This is a genomic window from Nocardia sp. IFM 10818, assembly GCF_054655275.1.
Genome location: NZ_BAAHJH010000001.1, coordinates 1,695,366 through 1,708,766, shown reverse-complemented (window position 1 = coordinate 1,708,766; position 13,401 = coordinate 1,695,366). Strand labels below are relative to the sequence as shown.

General features: G+C 69.6%; 16 protein-coding genes. 11 read left to right on the top strand and 5 right to left on the bottom strand.

Translation table 11 applies throughout. The features are described from left to right. Positions 1-16 precede the first annotated feature (16 nt). Entirely contained in the window at positions 17-466 is a 450-nt protein-coding gene (locus ACYQ5L_RS07580; RefSeq protein WP_459956596.1) for a DUF6069 family protein, read from the bottom strand. 156 nt (positions 467-622) lie between these two features. After that, positions 623-1,549, bottom strand: a complete 927-nt coding sequence (locus tag ACYQ5L_RS07575; RefSeq protein WP_459956594.1) for a LysR family transcriptional regulator — start codon at positions 1,547-1,549, stop codon at positions 623-625. A 121-nt stretch (positions 1,550-1,670) separates the two neighbouring features. Between ACYQ5L_RS07575 and ACYQ5L_RS07570 the strand changes: the two genes are divergently transcribed. From ACYQ5L_RS07570 to ACYQ5L_RS07540, 7 genes are all read left to right on the top strand, one after another. Next, positions 1,671-2,363, top strand: coding sequence for a type 1 glutamine amidotransferase domain-containing protein (locus tag ACYQ5L_RS07570; RefSeq protein WP_459956592.1), 693 nt, complete (start codon positions 1,671-1,673; stop codon positions 2,361-2,363). Between the two features lie 5 nt (positions 2,364-2,368). Further along, positions 2,369-2,920, top strand: a complete 552-nt coding sequence (locus ACYQ5L_RS07565; RefSeq protein WP_459956590.1) for a TetR/AcrR family transcriptional regulator — start codon at positions 2,369-2,371, stop codon at positions 2,918-2,920. 305 nt (positions 2,921-3,225) lie between these two features. Next, positions 3,226-4,026 (top strand): SGNH/GDSL hydrolase family protein, encoded by an 801-nt coding sequence (locus ACYQ5L_RS07560; protein WP_459956588.1) that lies wholly within the window; start codon positions 3,226-3,228, stop codon positions 4,024-4,026. 148 nt (positions 4,027-4,174) lie between these two features. Beyond that, entirely contained in the window at positions 4,175-5,743 is a 1,569-nt protein-coding gene (locus tag ACYQ5L_RS07555; protein ID WP_459956586.1) for a VWA domain-containing protein, read from the top strand. 8 nt (positions 5,744-5,751) lie between these two features. Further along, positions 5,752-6,339: a hypothetical protein gene (locus tag ACYQ5L_RS07550; protein ID WP_459956584.1), complete on the top strand. Its 588-nt coding sequence runs from the start codon at positions 5,752-5,754 to the stop codon at positions 6,337-6,339. Beyond that, the gene (locus ACYQ5L_RS07545) at positions 6,336-7,466 is read left to right on the top strand and encodes a hypothetical protein (RefSeq protein WP_459956582.1); all 1,131 of its coding nucleotides are present in this window, start codon (positions 6,336-6,338) and stop codon (positions 7,464-7,466) included. Before ACYQ5L_RS07550 ends, ACYQ5L_RS07545 begins: the two co-directional genes overlap by 4 nt. 96 nt (positions 7,467-7,562) lie before the next feature. Further along, the gene (locus ACYQ5L_RS07540) at positions 7,563-8,030 is read left to right on the top strand and encodes a hypothetical protein (RefSeq protein ID WP_459956580.1); all 468 of its coding nucleotides are present in this window, start codon (positions 7,563-7,565) and stop codon (positions 8,028-8,030) included. Positions 8,031-8,123: 93 nt separating this feature from the next. Here ACYQ5L_RS07540 and ACYQ5L_RS07535 read toward each other — a convergent pair whose 3' ends face one another. Beyond that, on the bottom strand, positions 8,124-8,588 hold the full coding sequence (locus ACYQ5L_RS07535; protein WP_459956578.1) for a PaaI family thioesterase: 465 nt from the start codon (positions 8,586-8,588) through the stop codon (positions 8,124-8,126). A 170-nt stretch (positions 8,589-8,758) separates the two neighbouring features. Between ACYQ5L_RS07535 and ACYQ5L_RS07530 the strand changes: the two genes are divergently transcribed. Both ACYQ5L_RS07530 and ACYQ5L_RS07525 read left to right on the top strand, forming a co-directional pair. Further along, positions 8,759-9,409: a GntR family transcriptional regulator gene (locus ACYQ5L_RS07530; protein WP_459956576.1), complete on the top strand. Its 651-nt coding sequence runs from the start codon at positions 8,759-8,761 to the stop codon at positions 9,407-9,409. Beyond that, entirely contained in the window at positions 9,409-10,641 is a 1,233-nt protein-coding gene (locus ACYQ5L_RS07525; protein ID WP_459956574.1) for an MFS transporter, read from the top strand. The genes ACYQ5L_RS07530 and ACYQ5L_RS07525 overlap by 1 nt, the downstream gene beginning before the upstream one ends. A gap of 16 nt (positions 10,642-10,657) precedes the next feature. Here ACYQ5L_RS07525 and ACYQ5L_RS07520 read toward each other — a convergent pair whose 3' ends face one another. Together ACYQ5L_RS07520 and ACYQ5L_RS07515 are read right to left on the bottom strand one after the other, a co-directional pair. Next, complete coding sequence (locus tag ACYQ5L_RS07520; protein WP_459956572.1) at positions 10,658-11,377, bottom strand: dienelactone hydrolase family protein; 720 nt, start codon at positions 11,375-11,377, stop codon at positions 10,658-10,660. Positions 11,378-11,447: 70 nt separating this feature from the next. Continuing rightward, positions 11,448-11,771 (bottom strand): rhodanese-like domain-containing protein, encoded by a 324-nt coding sequence (locus tag ACYQ5L_RS07515; protein WP_459956570.1) that lies wholly within the window; start codon positions 11,769-11,771, stop codon positions 11,448-11,450. Between the two features lie 85 nt (positions 11,772-11,856). On the opposite strand from ACYQ5L_RS07515, the gene ACYQ5L_RS07510 reads away from it, so the two are divergent. Continuing rightward, positions 11,857-12,321, top strand: coding sequence for a MarR family winged helix-turn-helix transcriptional regulator (locus tag ACYQ5L_RS07510; protein WP_459956568.1), 465 nt, complete (start codon positions 11,857-11,859; stop codon positions 12,319-12,321). A gap of 39 nt (positions 12,322-12,360) precedes the next feature. After that, positions 12,361-13,353 (top strand): LLM class F420-dependent oxidoreductase, encoded by a 993-nt coding sequence (locus tag ACYQ5L_RS07505; RefSeq protein WP_459956566.1) that lies wholly within the window; start codon positions 12,361-12,363, stop codon positions 13,351-13,353. Positions 13,354-13,401 lie beyond the last annotated feature (48 nt).

The window sequence follows — 13,401 nt, the reverse complement described above, 5'->3', positions numbered from 1 at the left end:
CGCTCGATTCGCACATTCAGCGCTCGATCAGCGTGCGCCGGATGCCCTCGGTGGCGGCGACCAGGGCGGGCACCAGGGTCAGGTGGGTGACCGACAGGGCGATGGTGGAGGCGGTGTCGAAATCGGCGGCCACGGTCATGGCGATGGTGCCGACCGCGAGCACCGAGCCGATCACGGCCGCCAGGCGCAGCACGCCCACCCACTTGTAGGACAGCAGCGCGGCCGCGGTGAGCCCGATCAGCAGCGGCACCGCGGTCATCATGATGATGCCGCCCGGCGCCACATCCTGGACCTGGCTGCCATTGCTCACCTCGAAGGATCCGCCCGCGAGTTCCCCGATCAGCCAGACGATCACATTGGCCAGCACGGCGGCGGCCACCGCGCCGAGCACGGCGACCGGACGGCTCAGCGCCGGAATGCGAAGGGCGGGACGGGCATTGGCGGTGGTGGTTGCCACGGTGGTCATGATGATCTCCTGTGTCGAAGCTGTGAAGTTCGTGTGAGACCATCCTGAAACCTGAACAATTGTTTAGGTCAACCCGACTGCGGGCCACGTGTCACGGATCACATGGACAATCGCGCGCCACTGTGGACCCACCGCCGGCCCACCGCGCGCGGGGAATCAGTGTTCGCAGCCGCGCCAGACCGCGGCGACCTCGCGCAGTCGGGCGGCCACCCGATCGACGTGCGGCCGGGCCGGGCCGCCGACGCGGCGGGCCAGGAACACGGTATTGATGGGTGCGTCCTCCGGGTCGAGCAGGGTGACCACGGCGCCGGCAGCCAGTTCGCGGGAGCACAGATAGCGCGGGAGCACCGAGACCCCGGCGCCGGCGGCCACGGCGGCGAGGACGGCGCGCAGATCCGGTATGACAAGGGCGGGTTCGGCTTCCAGGCGGGTCTCGAAGACGTGTCGCCAGTAGCGGCGCAGAATGGGCAGATCGGGGGCGTAGCTGATGAGCGGGACGCCGGTGAAGTCGTTGGCGCGCAAGCGATTCACCTCCACGCGAGCGGCGAGTTCGGGTGCGGCCACCAGCACGAACTCCTCGTCCGCCAACGGTTCGGCCAGGACGGTGCGACCGCGCGGGCGAATGGCGGAGATGACCAGGTCGAGTTTGCCCACGCGGAGGTCGGCCAGCAGATCATCGGCCAGGCCCGTGACGACGGCGAGGCGGATGCCGTGTTCGATCTGCGGGGCCAGGGTGGGGAGGACCAGGGCGGCGAGGAGTTCGGCGGGACCGCCGAGCAGCACCGGGGGTTCGGCGGCGGCATTCGCGGGGGCCGCGCCCATCACGGTGGCGAGCGCATCGAGGGGGTCGGCGACCCGGGCGGCGAGGGCGTGCGCCGCGGCGGTGGGGGCCACGCCGCGCGGCAGGCGTTCGAACAGCGGGCCGCCCAGGTGGCGTTCGAGGGCCTGGAGCTGGGTGGTGACGGTGGGCTGGGACAGGCCCACGGCGCTCGCGCCCGCGGTGAGGGATCCGGCCCGGTAGATGGCCAGGAAGGTGCGGAGCTGCGACAAATCCGCCGAGCCATCGATCTGCCTATATCCCATATAGGGAAGTCTATTGGTAATCCGATCCGATGCTCCCTACCGTGGGCTAAACGACGAACTGACATTCCGCATCCGGAGTGTCAGGCCGTCGGGACCGGACTTCCCACTCGAGGAGAATCGCATGTCGCGCATCCTGTTCGTCATGACCGGCGTCGACTACTGGACGCTGGCCGACGGTTCCAAGCATCCGACCGGCTACTGGGCCGAGGAGTTCGCCGCGCCCTACGAGGCGTTCACCGCCGCGGGGCACGAGATCGTGGTGGCGACGCCGGGCGGCGTCGTGCCCGCGGTCGACCGCGGCAGCCTGGCGCCGGAGGCCAACGGCGGCCCCGAGGGCGCGGAGAAGATTGCCGAAACCCTGCGCAAGGCAAGCGCATTGACCAGCCCGGTGCGGCTCGAAGAGGTGGATCTCGCCGAGTTCGACGCGGTCTACTACCCGGGCGGGCACGGTCCGATGGAAGACCTGGCGGTGAACGCCGACTCCGGCAGGCTGCTGGCGGCCGCGCTGGCCTCGGGCAAGCCGCTCGGCGTCGTCTGCCATGCACCGGCAGCCCTGCTGGCCACCGCCGATGCCGGGGGCGACTCCCCCTTCGCGGGCTACCGGGTGACCGGCTTCACCAATGCCGAGGAGACCATCGCGGGTTTCGCGGACAAGGCCAAGTGGCTGCTGCAGGACCGCCTCGTCGCCCTGGGGACCGACTTCCGCGCGGGTGAGCCGTGGGCGCCGCACATCGAGGTGGACCGCAACCTGTACACCGGCCAGAATCCGGCCTCCTCCGCCCCGCTGGCCGCGGAGCTGCTGAAGGCGCTCTGAGCGCGATGGCCGACCGGACCGCCGAGGTGCTCGACGCCACCCTGCGCTGTCTGCTGCGCTACGGGGCGCGGCGCACCACCATGGACGATATCGCCGCGGAGACAGGCGTTTCCAGGTCGGCCGTCTATCAGTACGTCCGCAACAAGGACGATGCCGTGCGGCAGGTCGCCGCACGGCTGCACGACGGGGCGCTGCGGCGCGCCCGCGCGGCGGCGGCCGCGGACGTCCCGCTGCCGGAGCGCGTCTTCGCCATCCTGTCCGCGAAGCTCGAGCTGGCCTCCGGCCCGTTCGCCGAATCACCGCACGCCGCGGAGCTGCTCGACGAACAGGCCCGGCTCTGCGGCGATATCTGCCGCCGCTTCACCGATGACCTGCGCGCGCTGCTCACCGGCGCGCTGACCGCGGCGGATCGGCCCGATGCCGAGGACACCGCCGCAATCCTGCTGGCCGCCGCCTGCGGCCTGCTCGGCGCGGGCCGCGCCGATCTGCTGCGCCGCACCTCGGACGCCCTGCTCGCGGGGCTCCACCCGAAAGCCCTCGAAGGAGCATCGATATGACAATGTGGGCGGCGATCACCTCGATGCCGCCCTGCCTGCCATGAACCGGTTCGGCCGGGTCGCCCTGTGCGGCGCCAGCTCCGTCTACAACGATGTCGAGCTCCCGGCCGGGCCCCGCCGGCTGCCGCTGGCAATCGGCAAGCGAATCACCCTGCGCGGGCGCCGATACCGGCAAGATGCTGGTCCGGCTCGCGAACGACTGACAGGTCTCCAGTTGCGATGGAGTGAACTTCGGGCGACTTCACTGCCCGCGTGGGCGGTTCATCGGTGATGATCTGTGCACAGTCACCGAAAGGCGATTCATCATGCGCGACGGCATGTTCACCCGCTATGTCGCCCTGGGCGACAGTCAAACCGAAGGCGTGGGCGACGGCGACGATCTGACCGGCCTGCGCGGCTGGGCCGACCGGCTGGCCGAGCGGCTGGCGGTGGTCAATCCGGAGCTGCGCTATGCCAATCTGGCGGTGCGCGGCAAGCTGGCCGGGCAGATCCGGGCCCAGCAGCTGGACGCGGCGCTGGCGCTGCGGCCGGATCTGGTCACCGTCATGGCCGGCATGAACGATCTGCTGCGGCCCGGCTTCGACGCCGACGAGGTCGCCGAGCACCTGCACGCCATGTTCGCCGCCCTCACCGCGCGGGGCGCGACCGTGGTGACGCTGACCTTTCCCGATGTCGGGCGGATCATTCCGCTCACCCGGCCGATTCGCGGCCGGGTGCACGCCATGAACGCGCGGATGCGGGCGGCCGCCGACCGCTACGGCGTGATCGTCGCCGAGACCGGGCATCACCCGGTGGTCGCCGACCGGCGGCTGTGGAGCGCGGATCGGCTGCACGCCAGCCCGCTCGGGCATCAGCTCATCGCCGATGCCGTCGCGCACGCGCTGCGGCTGCCGGGCAGCTCCGACGCCTGGACGCTGCCGCTGACCCCGCCGCTGCCCGAGCACGATCTGCTCGGCGCCCTCGCGGAGGAATTGCGGTGGGTGGCAACCGCCTTGGTGCCGTGGGCCATTCATCGCCTGCAGGGCCGCTCCTCCGGCGACGCCCGGGTCCCCAAACGTCCCGATCTGCTGCCGCTGCTGCACTCGGATTCGCCCATCTCCCACTGATTCGCAGGGGTTCCTCCGGCGGTCACCGACTGTTCACCCAACCTCCCTGCTGCCCTGTTTAGGCTGCGGGCATCGAGGGGAAGGTGGCGCCACATTGCCCGTCCGGCGCACGAAAGTGCTTGTCGCGGTATTGCTCACACTTGCGGCCGTGATCGCGGGCTGCAGCGGCGACGACAAGAAGGACCCGAGCCGGGTCACCGCATACGATCCGAGCGCGGACGTGCTGAACTTCGTGGCGGGCTCCGAGCACGAGGCGGTGTTCGAGCAGATCGTCGGACCGTGGTGCCGGGAGCGGAAACTGACCTGCACCATGTCCAAGCTGGGCTCGGTGGATCAGGCGCGGGTGCTGCAATCCGGGGATGCGCCCTATGACGCATTCTGGTTCGCCAGCAGCGTCTTCCAGCAGCTCGGCGATACCGGCAACCGGCTGCGGGAGGTGCGGCCGATGTTCGCCACCCCGCTGGTCTACGCCGGGCGCGGATCCGAGCTGGACAAGCTCGGCTTCTCCGGCCGCGAGGTCGGCATCGAGGAAATCCTCGCCGCCGTCGAGGCGAAGAAGACCACCGCGTGGATGACCAACCCGACCCAATCCAATTCCGGCGCCACGGTTCTGCTGGGCTACCTGAACTACTTCGCGGGCAACGGCCCCGGCGTGCCGCTCACCCGCGAGCAGCTCGACTCCGAACCGGTGCGCACCGGAATCACCCGCTTCGCCCGCGCTTTCGCCCGCACGCCGCCCTCGACCGGCCTGCTCATGGACGAATGCCTGGCCTCCGCCGAGTGCAAGACGCTGTTCACCTACGAGGATCTGGTGATCGAGCGCAACAAGGAGCTGGCAGCCGCGGGCCAGGAGCCGCTGAAGGTGGTGTATCCCAAAGGCGTGCTGGCCATTTCGGACGCACCGCTGGGCTTCTTCCCGCACGGCGACAACCCGGACAAGCTGCGCAACTTCCAGCAGCTGCAGGACTTCCTGCTCGCCGCCGACACCCAGCAGCGGCTGACGGAACTGGGCCGGCGGCCCATCACCAGCATCGGCCTGTCGCTGCCCCACGCACCGCGCGCGGTCTTCAACGCCGACTGGGGCATTCAAGCCACGCTGCCCGGCCAGCCCATCACCTTCCCCGCCACGGCGGTCATCGACGCCGCCCTGGACAAGTACCAGACCGAGTACCGCACCCCCACCGATCTGGTCTACTGCATCGACGCCTCCGGCAGCATGGCCGACAATGGCGGCTGGGACGGCGTGCAACGCGCCGCCGACCTGCTCTTCGATCCGGTCGAAGCCAAGAAGTACTTCCTGCGGACCGGCCCGCGCGACCGCACCTCCATCCAGCTGTTCGAGGCCGTCACGACCGGCACGCCCTGGCTGAACGGCGACTCCGAGCAGATCCTGCAGACCCTGCGCGCCACCATCCGCGACCGTTCCCCGCACGGCGAGACCGGCATCTACCGATGCCTGGACGCCGCCGCCCGCCAGTTCAACGGCTCCGCGGACGTGGATCGCAAGCGCCTGGTCATCCTCATGACCGATGGCATGGACACCGAGGGCGGCAGCGCGAATGCCATTGCCAGTGCCGGTGTTCCGGTCGTGGCCATCGGCTTCGGCGACGGCGTCAACGCCGATGCGCTGAAACAGATCGCCGAGCGCACCGGCGGCTCGTACTTCACCTCCGACGATATGGTCGCGGCCCTGCGCCAGGCCACCGGGTACCGGTAGGAGCCCGCTTGCCGAGCAATTCCGTCCTGATCGCGGCGCTGGTCGTCCTCGTCGCCTCGTTCCTGGGGCTCTACGCCGTGCTGGGCTCCGCCTTGGGCGCGGCGCTCGTCGCGGCGGGCGCGGCCGTGATCGTTTCCCTTGCCGGGCAGTCGATATCGTCGGCCCGGGCGCGGCGGCAGCTGCGGCAGCGGGTGCAGAAGTCGAATGCGCGGGTGGCCCGACTCGCGGGCCAGGTCACCGATGTGCACACCCGCGCCTCGCTGTTGCGGGCCTGCGATACCGTCCCCGTGCTGCTGGCCCGCACCGAAACGGTGGATCCGGCAAGCCTTTCCACGACCTATCGTGCGCTGGACGACTACCTCGGCAGCGTCGAAGCGGTGCTGGAGCGGTATCTGGAGATCCAGAATCGCCCCGGCCGCTATCACGACGCGGCGGCGCTGCTCGCGCACGGCCGCCAGGTGCTCACCGGGTTCGAGGCGTTCGCCGAGCACAGCGCCGAGCAGCTGCGCGGCGCGAACGTGGAGTCGTTCTTCACCGCGCTGGCGCATCTGGAATTGCTCTCTCCCCCACCGCTGCCCCGGATCGAGGACCGATGAACAGATCCCGCCTGCCCCTGCTGATCGCGATCGTGCTGGCCGTGGCCGCGATCGCCGTCGGCGTCGTGGTGATCCGGGACGCCAATGAGCCCCCGGTCGCCATTACCAAGCTGACCTGTCTGGGCGGTTCCGAAAAGTCCTCGCTCATGGCCGATCCCGAGGTGCAGCGCATCCTGCGCGAGGACTACCGGCTGGAGGTGCGCTTCGACAAGCGCGGCTCCTACGATCTGGTGCAGATCCCCACCGATCAATTGCGCGGTCAGCAGATCGGCTGCCTGTGGCCGTCGTCGGCGAGCGCCCGCAGCGTGTTCGAGCAGACGCACGATACCGGCGACTTCCCGGACTATCGCGCCGAATCGGTGCTGGAATCCCCCGAGGTCATCTACGCTGGTCCCGCCGCCACCGACGCCCTGCTGCGCGCGGGCATCATCGCCCAGCGCGACAACTCGTACTACATCGTGGAGCTCGAGCGGCTGCTGCTGGAGTATGTGCTGCCCAAACAGAAGTGGGAGGCCCTCGGCGCGCAGAACCTGGCCGGTCCGATCCGCATCACCAGCACCGATCCGCAAACCTCGAACTCCGGTTTCACCCTGGCCCAGCTGGAACTCACCATCATCGCCTCCGGCGATATCTTCTCCCCGCCCACCCTCGCCGAGGCCAAGGCCGGGCTGCCCACCGTGCGCGGCCTCTACGACGCGCAGGGCCTGCAATCGGAGAGCTCCGACGGCGGGTTCCGGGAATGGCTGATCCAGGGCGCCAGCTCGCTCTACGCGGGCTACGAAAACCAAGTGCTGCAACAGCTCTCCGCCTACCGCGACAACAAATCGGCCACCGACGCACTGCTGGCGGGCACCCGCATGCTGTATCCGGACCCCACCATCTTCAACAGCAATCCGATCCTGGCTCTCACCGCCGAGGCGCAGCGCCTCATCACGGCCCTGCAGGATCCGAAGGTCCAGGAGATCGCCTGGAAGCGTTACGGTTTCCGCTCCGCCACCCAGCTGGGCGCCGCCGGTACCGCCGACTTCCCGCAGATCCCGCTGGCCCTGCGGCCCCGCACCACCGCCCCGCCCAAGGCGGATGTCACGCTGCTGCTGCTCGCCTGCCTGCGCGACAACCTCTGCTGATCCGTTCCGCGCGTCTGCGGAGCGTCCGGGCCCCGGCCACGGCATGATGTCGGCGATCGAAGCCGTACGTGACCAATGGAGAGGGGCTCGTTGCCAGTGAAAACCGTGTCGAAGCGCTACTTCCGCCGCGTCACCCTGACCGCCGCCGCGCTGGGACTGGCCGGTGCGCTCGTCGCGCCCGGTGCGTCCGCGACGGAACCCGCGCAGCGCATCGTGCTGGACTTCGCCAAGGGCAAGTGCGGCAAGACCACACTGCTGGCCAGGTCGGGAGTGCCGACCACGCTGGAGATCAATACCTCGGACAACTTCACCGACGGTGCGGTCATCGAGCTGCCCGGCACGTCGGTGGCGCTGCCGGACACCTACCGGCCGGTGACCACGACCGTGGATCTCGGGGTGCCCGGGCCGGGCGTCCTGAACTTCAAGGTGTCGTCACCGGAATGGCCGGGCAGCGCCGGAACCGGATGCACCGGGCGGATCGTGCTCAGCCCGGTGACGCCGGATTCGGTGCCGCAGCTGCCCGCGATGCCCCAGGTGCAGGTGCCGCAGCTGCCGATCGGCTGAGCGCGCGGCCCGGTCGACAGCAACACTCTGTGGTTCCGGCGTGCACAGGCACGCCGGAACGACGGGACAAGACGATGACAGGGCCTCCTTGGCCTACTTGCCGTGGGCGCGCAGCTGGTACAGACCCTCGGTCTCCGCCACCACCACGCCATTGGCGTCGGTGACGACGGCCTTCAGGGTGAAGTCGGACTTGCCCTGCTCCTCCGCCTCGGCGGCGATGCGGGCGATCTCCTCCGGCGCGAGCGTGGCCTCGGCCTTCACATCGGTGGCGGCCGGCTTGCGGAAGTAGATGTGCAAGTCCTTGACCAGTGGGAAGAACTTGGCGGTATCGAAGCTGGCAATGGCCAGCGCGCCGCCGAGCACCTCGGCGACGGTGAACAGCACGCCCGCGTACATCACGCCGAAGTGATTGCCATTGCCCGCGGCCGGCACCGTGGTGGCCGCATAGCCGGGGCGCACCTCGGTCGCCTTGACACCCATGTTGTGCACGACGGGGATGGTGGCCTCCATCGCGCCGTTGATGATCTCGTGCAGCGGCGGGGCGGCTTCAGTCGTCATGCGGACCTCCATGTCTGTCATTCGGCGCCGCTCACGTATTGGCGCAGCGCCAGTAGAGAGAATCATCGCCGGAACCCGGCGCCCGACGCAAGTGCAGGCAGGCTACCGCAGTTCCCGCCGCGGGTGAAGCCGACCACAGTCCAGTGAATACCGTGCGGTACGTGCCTAGGATGCAACTTGTGTCTAAGACGTATTCAGCCGCCGAGCGCGCCTACCGCGAGGTCAAGGAACGCATCCTGAGCGGGGCCCTGCCCGGGGGCGAACTGATCAGCGAGGGCGAGATCGCCGAGGCGCTGGGCACCTCGCGGACCCCGGTGCGGGAGGCCTTCCTACGGCTGGAGACCGAGGGCTGGATGAAGCTCTACCCCAAGCGCGGCGCGCTGGTGGTGCCGGTGCCCTCGCACGAGGCCGAGCACGTGACCCAGGCGCGGTACACGGTGGAGACCGGCGCGGTGCGCGTGCTGGCGCAGACCGATCGGACAGCCGTCATGAAGGCGCTGCGGGCCTCGCTCGACAAGCAGCGCACCCTGGCCGCGGCCGGCGACCTCGACGAGTTCGCGGTGGTGGACGCCGATTTCCACCGCGAGTTCGTGGTGGCCGCGGGCAATCCGCTACTGGCCGGGTTCTACGACTCGCTGCGGGAACGGCAGCGGCGCATGAACAGCGTCGCGCTGCGGCACGGCGCCATCGACACCGCGCGCATCATCGACCAGCACACCCGCCTGGCGGATCTCATCGAGGCCGGGGACACCGCCGGCTTCGCGGCCGCCCTGGCCGAGCACCTCACGCATGTGCACGGTGTGGAATTGAGAGGACTGTAATGGCCGCCCCGGCCGTCGCCGGCAGCCCGGCGACCGGAACCCGCACCCGCACCCGCACCCGCGCCTGGCCGGCCGTCTCCGCGGCCATCTTCGCGATCGCCTGGGGCGGAAACGAATTCACTCCGCTGCTGGTGATGTACAAGCGCGACGGGTTGCCGCTGGCCACCGTGGATCTGCTGCTGTTCGAGTACGTGCTCGGCATCATTCCGGCGCTGCTGATCGGCGGTCCGCTGTCGGACCGCTACGGCCGCCGCCCGCTCATGCGCCCGGCTCCCTTGATCGCGGCCGCCGGATCGCTGCTGCTGGCCTTCGGATCATCCTCCGTGCCAATGCTTTCCGCGGGCCGCGTGCTCAGCGGCGTGGCGCTGGGCCTCGCCATGGCGGTGGGCAGCAGCTGGCTCAAGGAGCTGTCCTCACCGCCGTTCGCGCCCGAAACCGCTTCCGGCACCGGGGCTCGCCGCTCCGCCATGAGCCTGACCGCCGGGTTCGGCATCGGCGCGGGCGTCGCCGGTGTGCTGGCGCAGTGGGGCCCGTGGCCGGGCACACTGCCCTACCTGATCAATGTCACGCTGTGCCTGGCCACCGCGATGTGGCTGCTGCGCACGCCGGAAACCGCCGTCCCCCAACCGCGCCCGGGCCGCCTCGTGGACGATCTGAAGATTCCGGCCATCGCGCACCGCCGCTTCCGGCTTATCGTGCTGCCCGTCGCGCTGTGGCTGTTCGCCTGTTCGGCAACGGCTTACGCCATCATGCCGACCCTCATGATGCCCAAGGTGCACGGCGCTCCCATCGCCTTCTCGGCCTTGATCACCGTCGTCACCCTCGGCTGCGGTTTCGGCATCCAATCCGCCGCCCGCCGCTTGGACCGCCCGGGCACCATCCGCCTCCCGGTCCTGACGCTGGCGCTGGTGCTGGCCGGAATGGCCTTGGCCGCAGCGGCTTCCGCCACCCTGTCGCTCTGGCTGGCCTTCGCCACCGCCATGGTGCTGGGCGCGGGTTACGGCATCGGCCTGGTCGCGGGGCTGGTGGAAATCGAGCGCATGGCCCGCCCCGACGACCTCGCGGGCCTGACCGCCGTCTTCTACTCGGTGAGCTACCTCGGCTTCGCCGTGCCCGCCATCATGGCGGTGCTGCACGAGGATGCCGGTCTCGGCTATCCGGCGATGTTCCTGGCGCTCGCGGCCGCGGTGGTCGGGTGCCTCGCGCTGGTCGCCCGCGGCCGCAACGCCTGACCCGGCCGCGGTTCGGTCACACCGTCTGCTCGCCGGGCGGGCGGCCGGCGGACAGGTGGGTCTCGAAGAAGGCGAAGATGCGCGACCAGGCATCCGCGGTCGCCTCCTCGCTGTAGCCGAGACCGGTGACGCGCAGCAGTGGCTCGACCGGCAACTGATTGGCGAAAGAGTGCGTGACCCCCGGATAGGTCTTCACGTCGTGGTCGATGCCGTACTCCGTCAGCACGCGCTCGAGCCTGCGCCCGCGGCCCGGGTTGAGCGGATCGAGGGCCCCGTAGCTGGCCACGATCGGGCAGGAGCCGCGCAGGAACTCCTCGTAGTTGCCGCGGCCCGAGGGGTAGAAGGGTGCGGCGGCGTCGAAACCCTTGGGAGCCACCAGCAGTGCGAAGCCGCCGCCCAGGCAGTATCCGGCGACGGCGACGCCGCCGGTGCACCGCCCGTCGGCGATCAGGTGCTCGCGGGCGGCGAGGATGTCCCGGGTGGTCTGCCCTTCGCGGTTGCCCATGATCTCGCGCATCATGCTCGGAACGCAGCGAACCCGGCCGCGGGAGAACAGATTCGGGGCGATGGCCAGGTAGCCGTGGTCGGCGAGCATCCGGGTCGTCCGGGCCACGTCCGCCCCCATGCCCGTCCCGTCGTGCAGCACCACGACGCCCGGCCACGGCCCGTTCCCGGCGGGGACTTCCAGTAGCGCCTCGATGGGGCCGTCGGGTGCGGTCAGTTCGATCGTGCTCATCGTCGAGCCCTTTGCGTTCGAAGGAGAGAACAGGAACTGACCGCCATCCTAACGTGTCTGGGACAATGGATCAGCTCTCCAGCGGCAACCCAGCCCCGGCCCAATCCTCGATGCCGTCACGGTATTTGCGGACATTGGTGTAGCCCAGACGCTCCAGCCTGGTGGCCACGTTCTGGCTGTTCGGGCACGCCGCATTGCTGCAGTAGGTGACGACGGCCGCGGTCTTGTCCGGAAGCAGTTCGGGCGCCCGGGCTTCCACCTCGGCCTCGACCAGGGCGAGTGCGCCGGGCAGATGCTGCCTGGCGTAGTACTCGCCGCCGAGGGCATCGAGCACGATGACCGATCCGGCCTCGATCTCCTTGGCCAGTTCGTCGCGAGTGATCAACGCGGTCATGGGATTTCCTTTCCTGGCACGAATTTATGTGCGTGCGCACGCTATCAACTACGTGCGCGCGCACGCAAGTGGCTATGATCGAGGCGTGCCGAACCGATCCCATCCCGCCGTCGGCGCCTGGGCCGCCCTGCTCCAGGTGCACGCCAGGCTGGTCCCCGAACTCGACGCCGAACTGCGCCGCGCCACCGGACTGCCGCTGAGCTGGTACGACGTCCTGCTGGAGCTCGATGGACCGCAACGGCTGCGGATGAGCGATCTGGGCGAGCGGGTGGTGCTCAGCCGCACCCGGGTGAGCCGGCTGGTCACCGAATTGGAAGCACAGGGTTTGGTTCGGCGTGAATCCAACCCTGACGACGGGCGCTCGGCCTTCGTCAGCATTACCGAGGAGGGCCGCCGCCGCTTCCGCGCGGCGGCTCCGCACTATGTGGCGGGCATCGAACGCCGCTTCGGGGGCAGACTCGACAGCGGAGAACTCGACACCGTGGCGTCCGCGCTGCGGAAAGTGCTCTCCCCCACCGACCTACCCGCCCCGACCACCGATACCCCCTGAGCCACAAGCTCGGGATTCACGGACGACAGGAGAAAACTCGTGCGATTCGGCATTTTCATCCCGCAGGGCTGGCGGCTCGATCTCGTCGGGATCGACCCGGCCGCACAGTGGGACGTGATGCGCGGTCTCGCCCAGCGCGCCGACGACAACGACGCCTGGGAGTCGCTCTGGGTGTACGACCACTTCCACACCGTGCCGGTGCCGACCGAGGAGGCCACGCACGAGGCGTGGACGCTCATGTCGGCCTTCGCCGCCACCACCTCGCGGGTGCGGCTCGGTCAGATGTGTACCGCCATCAGCTACCGCAATCCGGCCTATCTCGCCAAGGTCGCCGCCACGGTCGACCTCATCTCCGGCGGCCGCGTCGAGATGGGCATCGGCGCCGGCTGGTACGAGCACGAATGGCGCGCCTACGGTTACGGATTCCCGCCCGCCGGTGAGCGCCTGGCCCGGCTCGACGAGGGCGTGCAGATCTTCAAGCAGGCCTGGACCACCGGCTCGGCCACCCTCGACGGCAAGCACTACCAGGTCAATGGGGCCATTGTGCGGCCGCTTCCCTTGCAGGAGGGCGGCATTCCGATCTGGGTCGCGGGCGGCGGCGAGAAGGTGACGCTGCGCATCGCGGCCAAATACGCGCGGTACACCAACTTCTCGGCCGAGCCGGAGGAGTTCGCCCGCAAGTCCGACCTGCTGCGCGGTCACTGCGCCGAGGTCGGCACCGATTTCGACGCCATCACCCGCAGCGCCAACTTCAACGCGGTCGTCGGCGCCACCGAGGCCGAGGTGGAACAGCGCCTCGCCGCCCTGATCGACCGCCTCGCCCCCGTCGCCGGCGCGGAAACGGCCAAGGGCTGGGTGGACTCCATGTTCCGCACCTCCCCCGCCGTCGGCACACCCGAGCAGATCGTCGAACGGATCGGCCGCGTCCGTGATCTCGGCCTGTCGTACTCCATCTTCAACTTCCCCGAGGCCGCCTACGACACCTCCGGCATCGAACTCTTCGAGCGCGAAGTGCTGCCGGCCCTGCGCTGAAACGACCGCGCACCCCGTCCACGGACGGGGTGCGCGATCCCCGGGTCA

Bases quoted from the DNA above. Each gene is read 5' to 3' on its own strand.
- ACYQ5L_RS07580 (WP_459956596.1), bottom strand. From the start codon at position 466: ATGACCACCGTGGCAACCACCACCGCCAATGCCCGTCCCGCCCTTCGC.
- ACYQ5L_RS07575 (WP_459956594.1), bottom strand. From the start codon at position 1,549: ATGGGATATAGGCAGATCGATGGCTCGGCGGATTTGTCGCAGCTCCGC.
- ACYQ5L_RS07570 (WP_459956592.1), top strand. From the start codon at position 1,671: ATGTCGCGCATCCTGTTCGTCATGACCGGCGTCGACTACTGGACGCTG.
- ACYQ5L_RS07565 (WP_459956590.1), top strand. From the start codon at position 2,369: ATGGCCGACCGGACCGCCGAGGTGCTCGACGCCACCCTGCGCTGTCTG.
- ACYQ5L_RS07560 (WP_459956588.1), top strand. From the start codon at position 3,226: ATGCGCGACGGCATGTTCACCCGCTATGTCGCCCTGGGCGACAGTCAA.
- ACYQ5L_RS07545 (WP_459956582.1), top strand. From the start codon at position 6,336: ATGAACAGATCCCGCCTGCCCCTGCTGATCGCGATCGTGCTGGCCGTG.
- ACYQ5L_RS07535 (WP_459956578.1), bottom strand. From the start codon at position 8,588: ATGACGACTGAAGCCGCCCCGCCGCTGCACGAGATCATCAACGGCGCG.
- ACYQ5L_RS07530 (WP_459956576.1), top strand. From the start codon at position 8,759: ATGCAACTTGTGTCTAAGACGTATTCAGCCGCCGAGCGCGCCTACCGC.
- ACYQ5L_RS07525 (WP_459956574.1), top strand. From the start codon at position 9,409: ATGGCCGCCCCGGCCGTCGCCGGCAGCCCGGCGACCGGAACCCGCACC.
- ACYQ5L_RS07520 (WP_459956572.1), bottom strand. From the start codon at position 11,377: ATGAGCACGATCGAACTGACCGCACCCGACGGCCCCATCGAGGCGCTA.
- ACYQ5L_RS07515 (WP_459956570.1), bottom strand. From the start codon at position 11,771: ATGACCGCGTTGATCACTCGCGACGAACTGGCCAAGGAGATCGAGGCC.